8 protein-coding genes and 1 pseudogene are annotated in these 6,584 nt (G+C 50.9%); 1 reads left to right on the top strand and 8 read right to left on the bottom strand.

Going from position 1 to position 6,584, the window contains the following annotated elements:
- Positions 1 to 229: 229 nt before the first annotated feature.
- From Q1A48_RS20235 to Q1A48_RS20250, 4 genes are all read right to left on the bottom strand, one after another.
- Complete coding sequence (locus Q1A48_RS20235; protein WP_299948524.1) at positions 230 to 400, bottom strand: hypothetical protein; 171 nt, start codon at positions 398 to 400, stop codon at positions 230 to 232.
- A 156-nt stretch (positions 401 to 556) separates the two neighbouring features.
- Entirely contained in the window at positions 557 to 1,006 is a 450-nt protein-coding gene (locus tag Q1A48_RS20240; protein ID WP_299948526.1) for a hypothetical protein, read from the bottom strand.
- Positions 996 to 1,670, bottom strand: a complete 675-nt coding sequence (locus Q1A48_RS20245) for a response regulator transcription factor (RefSeq protein ID WP_299948528.1) — start codon at positions 1,668 to 1,670, stop codon at positions 996 to 998. Before Q1A48_RS20245 ends, Q1A48_RS20240 begins: the two co-directional genes overlap by 11 nt.
- Positions 1,670 to 2,941, bottom strand: a complete 1,272-nt coding sequence (locus Q1A48_RS20250) for a sensor histidine kinase (protein WP_299948530.1) — start codon at positions 2,939 to 2,941, stop codon at positions 1,670 to 1,672. Before Q1A48_RS20250 ends, Q1A48_RS20245 begins: the two co-directional genes overlap by 1 nt.
- A 243-nt stretch (positions 2,942 to 3,184) precedes the next feature.
- Here Q1A48_RS20250 and Q1A48_RS20255 point away from each other — a divergent pair, with 243 nt between their 5' ends.
- Entirely contained in the window at positions 3,185 to 4,012 is an 828-nt protein-coding gene (locus Q1A48_RS20255; RefSeq protein WP_299948532.1) for a DUF2306 domain-containing protein, read from the top strand.
- 250 nt (positions 4,013 to 4,262) lie between these two features.
- Here Q1A48_RS20255 and Q1A48_RS20260 read toward each other — a convergent pair.
- From Q1A48_RS20260 to Q1A48_RS20275, 4 genes and pseudogenes are all read right to left on the bottom strand, one after another.
- Positions 4,263 to 4,532, bottom strand: a pseudogene (locus Q1A48_RS20260) (helix-turn-helix domain-containing protein); the annotation flags it as partial.
- Positions 4,533 to 4,791: 259 nt separating this feature from the next.
- Positions 4,792 to 5,052 (bottom strand): hypothetical protein, encoded by a 261-nt coding sequence (locus Q1A48_RS20265; RefSeq protein WP_299948534.1) that lies wholly within the window; start codon positions 5,050 to 5,052, stop codon positions 4,792 to 4,794.
- Positions 5,053 to 5,454: 402 nt separating this feature from the next.
- Positions 5,455 to 5,799 carry a gamma-glutamylcyclotransferase family protein gene (locus Q1A48_RS20270; protein WP_299948536.1) on the bottom strand — a complete coding sequence of 115 codons (345 nt, stop codon included), beginning with the start codon at positions 5,797 to 5,799 and terminating at the stop codon, positions 5,455 to 5,457.
- Between the two features lie 100 nt (positions 5,800 to 5,899).
- Complete coding sequence (locus tag Q1A48_RS20275) at positions 5,900 to 6,418, bottom strand: GNAT family N-acetyltransferase (RefSeq protein ID WP_299948538.1); 519 nt, start codon at positions 6,416 to 6,418, stop codon at positions 5,900 to 5,902.
- Between the last annotated feature and the right edge of the window lie 166 nt (positions 6,419 to 6,584).

The raw sequence follows: 6,584 nt of genomic DNA on the forward strand, positions 1-6,584 counted from the left end.
ACATTAACTCATTGTGGGGTATCGACCCGAGCATTGTACCAAAGCCAGTAAATACATGAGTCTATTTCAACAGCCTGCTAGTGCAACAGGTGAATCGATGTCAAGAAATACTTAATTCGGTGTTTTCATACCAAGACATTTCCTCCGAGGCAAGTAATGCGGCATCTATCGAAGGGGTAGAACTAAAACTCGAATAGTTGGACTGTTACCGTCAACCGGTAGATCCGATCTACTTGTGAGTTTCCAACTTAATAGTAGTGGCAAAACCCTGCCCGCAGACAGTGTGGCGGCAGTTAACGATCAGCCAGTCGGTTCCGTCAATTTCCGCTTTGAATCCTTCGAGCCGTAACGGCTGCTCGGGGTAAATGTCGGTGCGGCCCAGGGCCAGCTGATAGCTCATGGTGGCCAGGATGCATTGCCACTCAGCCTGCGCTGCTTTTTTGGCTTCCTGTTCACTGGCGGCACATTCCTTTAAAGGGCGGCATCAATGCGCTTCTTCCTTTTATCCTATTGTCGAGTTTGATTGCCCAAATACAGTAAGTCGCTACGAAGCGCTTTACTGTGTACCTGTCTCACCCGGCGTTTTCGCCGTCGCTGGCCATACCAGATCCACCCGAATACCCACCAGTAAGATGACATACGACATCTCCAGCGTGAGGAAAGCGCCAACGGGGTGGTTTGGCACATCTCGTATCATCAGGTAGACCAAGTAGCTCATTGCAAACAGATTGCCAGCAAGCATAACGTTGAGAGCGTGACCTCGTTCTTGCCAGAGTGGTTTGCAGAGCAGGATGTTCAACACGGCGGTGCCGATGAGCATCACCCCGGGCAGCATCAGCAGCAAGCGACGTGGTATGACAGTGCTTTCGTCGATTACCATCGGCCAAATAGCGACAACATGGCCATGGGCCCCCAGGATGAGAAATAGTCCCAGCAGTACCGCGCTTCCGGCGGCAAGGCGGTATAGCGCATTGCGTTGCGACACATTTTTTGCACTAAAGGCCAATATCTCGCTCCCCCGCAGTGGCCAGACCACATTCGTAGGCAAATACTACGGCCTGGGCGCGATCGCGCAGTCCCAACTTGGACAGCAAACTGGATACGTGGGTTTTGACGGTGGCAGAGCCAATAAACAGGGCCTCCGCGATCTCAGCGTTGCTCTTGCCATCGGAGATCACCGCCAGCACTTCGCGCTCCCGGGTAGTCAAACGCTCCAAGCGTTCCGCCAGGTTACGTCCTGTTCCCAACTTTTGCACGAATTGACTGATCAGGCGCTTGGTGATGGCTGGCGCGAGCATGGCACCACCATCCGCTACGGTCCGCACCGCCTCTACCAGCGCCTCGGGCGGAATGTCCTTCAGCACAAAACCACTGGCGCCCGCTCGCAGCGCGCGAAACACGTATTCATCGGGATCGAAGGTGGTCAGGATAATGACCCGGCAAGTAGCGTCGCCCGCTTCCAATATGCGCGCTGTGGCTTCCAGCCCGTCCATCTCCGGCATGCGGATATCCATCAGGATGATGTCCGGCTGCCGTTGCCGCGCGGCCTCAATCGCCTCAATGCCGGTGCCAGCCTCTGCCACCACCTCGATGTCTGGCTCGTTGTCCAGCACAAGGGCAAAACCGCGCCGCACCAGGGCCTGATCATCCACCACCATCACTCGCAACATTATCCCCTCCCCATTCCTGTGGGTAGTTGTGCATACACCTCAAAACCACCGCCATCGACCACGCCGGCACGCAAAAAGCCACCGAGCAGTTCCGCGCGCTCGCGCATACCCGCGATGCCGTGCCCCCCGTTGGATTTTCCATCAATTGGTTGCACAACCATGGGCTGCTCAGCCGCAGCGTGTCCTTCATCGCGAACACGAATCGCAATATGGCCGACCTCTGCGCGCACACTCACGCACACCTCGGCTGAAGCGCCGACGTGCTTGATGACGTTGGTTAATGATTCTTGAACGATGCGATAAGTGGTGAGGACGACTCTGGTCGGCGCATGCTCCAGTGCGCCGTGAGGTTCATAGTCGACCCTGGCTATTACCTGTCGGACTTGTTTGATCAGGGCAGGCAGGTTTTTGAGACCCGGCTGCGGAGTGAGTGTACTCTCGTCACTGACAGGGCGCAGCACACCGAGCAAATGCCGCATCTCTGTCATGGCCTGACGACCAGCTGCTTCCACTGAAGCCATGGCCTTACTGGCTGCCTCCGAGTTATTGCGGCTGATGGCTCTGGCGGCACCTGCCTGAACCGTCATCAAACTGACCTGGTGCGCCACCACATCATGCATCTCGCGCGCGATTCGAGTGCGCTCCGCCACCACAGCCCGCTCGGATTCGGCATTGCGCTCGCGTTCCAAATATTTCGCTCTCTCCTCCAACAAGCGCAGATACTCGCCGCGAAAGCGTAGCCGGCGGCCGATGTACCACAGCGCCCATACCAGCATGACCGTCACTGTGCCAGCGGCTGTGAGCTGAACCAGAACGCTCTGATCAAGCGCCACAAAAATCAGCGTTGCGACGACCGCGATAAAACTGGCTCGGGTATTGGTCTCGTAGCGGCCAAGGCTGTACAGCGAAACCGCCATAGCGACGATACCACCTGCCGGCAAACCCAGTTCCAGTAATATTGTGGCGCCAAGAATAACGGCCTGTACCTGCCAGGGATGCGTGCGGCGCCACAATAGGGCGAAGCAGCCGACGAACGCACACTGGAAAGCAACGACATCCCAGAAGCTCTGCAGGGCCAGCACCTCATGCGCGTCGTCGTCCGACCACATCAGTAGCGTCAGGAAAAACATAAGCAGGGCGATGAGCAGGTCGGTCAGGTGCGGCCAGCGCTGGAAGGGCCCGCGGAATGGTTGCCACACCGGAAGTCTGGGTAATGCCGAGCCAGCGTTGAGCGGATTCGACGCAGCTGTTTTGGGGGACGACGATTTCATTCCCGCATGCTAAACCAGGCTCGGCCAGCTGTCATGGGACTTCCGACGGAGGCGAGAACAGGATCGCCTCCACCTTTTGGGGGAGACCAGATTCCTGCCTGTGGCGGATGTGCGGAGCCCCACAAAAGCCGACCATGTTCGGCAGGCACATTCAGCCCAAGCCCGCGAGGACGACGCCCTAGATGAGCCACTACCGAGACCAAACAGAGTCGGCCCCGCTACATAACCGCCTGGAGGAGCACCATGAACGATGCTGTACTCAATCAAACACTGCCGCGACCATTCGATACCCTGCGAGCGGTTAACCTGACGGTAAAAACCTGGTTTTACGTTGCGGCAATCGGGCATGCCATCTTCCTTGCCTATATTCTGGCTGTATTTTACCCGCCCATTGCGCAGTCCGGGCTGCATGGACTACAGGGCCTGCACCTGCCGACAGGCTTCCGCGAGGGCGACACACTGGGTAATCTAGCATCGGTGAGTCACGTTCTGTTGGCTGTGATTGTGATCGGCGGAGGCCCCTTGCAACTGGTTTCCGCAGTACGCCGGCATGCACCTGCCTTCCACCGCTGGTTGGGGCGTAGCTATCTTCTGGCGGCCGTGGTCAGCAGTGTTGGTGGGCTGTATATGACCTGGACACGGCACACCGTTGGCAACCTGGTAACCCAGATCGGTATCACTGTCGACGGCATACTGATTCTGGCGTTTGCATTTCTGGCGGTGCGCAATGCAATGGCTAAGCGTATTACCGAGCACCGGCGCTGGGCCTTGCGTCTCTTTATGGTCGCCAGCGCGGTATGGTTCTTTCGTGTGGCCCTGATGGGTTGGGCGATGATAACCGACGGGTGGGGGATCCACTGGGAATCCTTTACCGGGCCATTTCTGTATGCTCTGGGTTTTGGTAATTACCTGCTGCCGCTGGCCATGCTGGAATGGTATTTTTATTGTCAAAAGCGCAAAGCCGGACAGGGTATCCAGATTGCTTTTGTAAGCACACTGTTGCCGCTGACCGTGTTTATGGGCATTGGTATCTTCGCGGCCACCATGGGCTTGTGGTTACCGCGAGTATGAAGATGGCCGGCGGATATCCAATCTCTACTGAGTAATTCAGCTTTGCTTCAATGGTCGGGCCATAAAGCTACTAAGCCGCTTAAAGGCTGATCTAACTTGCAGAGGGAAAGCAACAGCGGATTAATACTTATTCGAGGAAAAATAACCCAGTTAGTATACTTCAAAAAATAACCGCTAAACCGGTACAACTCTACCCTTTTATAGTCGTACTGGTTTCCAGTTCAATAGCAAGTATAGCCCTACCCGGCACCCGTACCTGCCCATGAGCAGGCTCTTCAAGGGCATAAGCCAGCACTGCTTCTTCGATAGCTGAGTCAACGCGATTCTTATGATTTGGCACCCGTCGGTTCTTCTCCAGCAGGGCGTTCACGCCGCCGCTGGATACGGCTTCTTTGTAACGATAGAAGGTGTCTCGCGATACGCCGAGCATCTTGCAGGCTTTGGAGATATTGCCGAGTTCTTCCGCCAGATTGAGCAGACCGGTCTTGTGTTTAATGATGCGATCGTTAGTATGAATCATGGGGTTTATCCTTGGTTTTGGTTTCAGGTTTCAGGTTTCAGGTTTCAGGTTTCAGGTTTCAGGTTTCGTCACCTTCATCAAAACCAGTAAACCCCTCTTTTCAAGGAGATGTGTCAGATTTGGTCTGAACTAATACATCTTACCACTTCAATTTTTCACCTCCCACTCACCGCTCAATTAAATTCTTCCGTAGCAGCCACCATGCCCACTATTATTTTGATTACTGCTGCCTGAGTAAAGCTGCGTTAGAAGTCTTCCTTTACCAATTACACACTTTGCCCTTGATAAACTTAACTGTTAGCCAAACACGGCCCCATCGTTCAAGTTTTTCTTCAGGAGACAAAGTCTTCGGAGAAACTGAAACCGGCTGCCTAAAACACTCAAACAGTGCCCCACTCACTGCACCTTTTATTTCTATTTTAAAATCATACGTTACGCAAATAAATTGGTAGCATGAGGAGCACTGCCAGAATGATGCCAGCTCTGCACCTTGTTTGATTTGTTCTAAATTACCGTTCACGTGGATTACAATCCGGCCTTGAGGATCTGAAATATAATTAAGATGCCTTATGGAACAAAATTCACAATCACAGGATCTTGGCGCATATTCTTCCAATTTTCTTGGGAGAGAAAGCTGTACCCTTATGGCTTCACAGCTACATATACCGAAATATTTCATATAATCTAATTTTCAGATTAGCGCGAGCACATACTAATTAAAACTATTTACAGGTTACTTGATCTATTGCCGGGTTAATCCCCCGAGACCCATAAAGAGCCTTTCTCTAACTTAATACAACTTTACTCCATCTGATCACGACTTATTTATGACCCCCACAATCCTATGATTGATTCAATATTGTCGTAATTTGTGATGATTTTCCAGTGCCATTATGCTGGTTAAATACACTTCTTTGCCTAATTATTTGCTTTCATTTGTAGCTACATATATCCAACAGGCACGCCCTGACTTTAACTCTGCAGAAATTCTTTGATACTGGTCAGTCTCGTAGTTATCTGCCTGGGACAACTCTTTTCTGCTAATCTTGAAAACAGTACCAATAACCTGGTCTTTCATATTGCCGGTATAGCGCAATATTGGGTGCCTATTCTTTCCACTTTTTTTGATGACCAGTTCATCAATAATTTTTATTTCTTCAATTACGTACTTTGACAGAAAATCTTTAAATCCGCTTAACCCTCTCCCGAAATTAGCTACCTGTACATATTTTTGTTGTAAGGTACCATAAGAAAATAACAACTCCATCTTTATCTCTTTACTGTAAATATTAGAATTGAGCAGCAGCCAGAGAAAGACACTGTAGACCGCTATTTTTCAAGTTAGGCTTTTTTGGATAAATTAAAAATTATAAGCCGCTCTTTTTTTGATTAAATTCAGGATGAATCCTGGCCATCCTGTACAGGCCAATATAATCACCCGCTTTAAAGGCCGCGAATTTGGATTCACCTTCAATTTTGAACCCAAACTTTTTGTACAGAGATATTCCATGGGTATTATCTGTGTAAACAGTCAGCTCAAGGCGAACAATATTCAACCAATTATCGACCAAGTCAATGGCTTCCTTTAAAAGACGACTACCCACCCCTTTTCCATGTATTTCTGGATGTACAGCCATACCGAAGCTGGCAACATGCTTGGATCTGGGCTTGGTATTCAGGTCTATTCCAATATAACCTTGCACCCTGCCCTCGACTTCAGCAACCAGCACAACTGCATTTTCGTTGCGGTCTTGAAACAGCGTGCTGACTCTATCAGCACCAAGATAGGGGTGCTGGGAGCTTTGTGCTACCACATATGGGTGATCAAATATTTCCGATATTCTTTCATGATCCTTGATCTTAGCTGCTCTGATTGTTACTTCCATTACATATCCACCAGAAATTTGGTACCGCCGAAATACCTAAAACTATAACGAATAGAAAAATTTGCGGCCCCTTTCCCTTTTATTTTATACCGCGGATTCAACCTTGAAGCGCATACCATTTATGCGGCTTGTGCCGCCAAGTAATTATCCATTAAATCTTCTGGTG

Source organism: uncultured Microbulbifer sp. (assembly GCF_947489355.1).
Classification (GTDB): domain Bacteria; phylum Pseudomonadota; class Gammaproteobacteria; order Pseudomonadales; family Cellvibrionaceae; genus Microbulbifer.

Coding starts and splice junctions, on each gene's coding strand:
- Q1A48_RS20235 (WP_299948524.1), bottom strand. CDS start 400: ATGAGCTATCAGCTGGCCCTGGGCCGCACCGACATTTACCCCGAGCAG.
- Q1A48_RS20250 (WP_299948530.1), bottom strand. CDS start 2,941: ATGAAATCGTCGTCCCCCAAAACAGCTGCGTCGAATCCGCTCAACGCT.
- Q1A48_RS20270 (WP_299948536.1), bottom strand. CDS start 5,799: ATGGAGTTGTTATTTTCTTATGGTACCTTACAACAAAAATATGTACAG.
- Q1A48_RS20255 (WP_299948532.1), top strand. CDS start 3,185: ATGAACGATGCTGTACTCAATCAAACACTGCCGCGACCATTCGATACC.
- Q1A48_RS20245 (WP_299948528.1), bottom strand. CDS start 1,670: ATGTTGCGAGTGATGGTGGTGGATGATCAGGCCCTGGTGCGGCGCGGT.
- Q1A48_RS20275 (WP_299948538.1), bottom strand. CDS start 6,418: ATGGAAGTAACAATCAGAGCAGCTAAGATCAAGGATCATGAAAGAATA.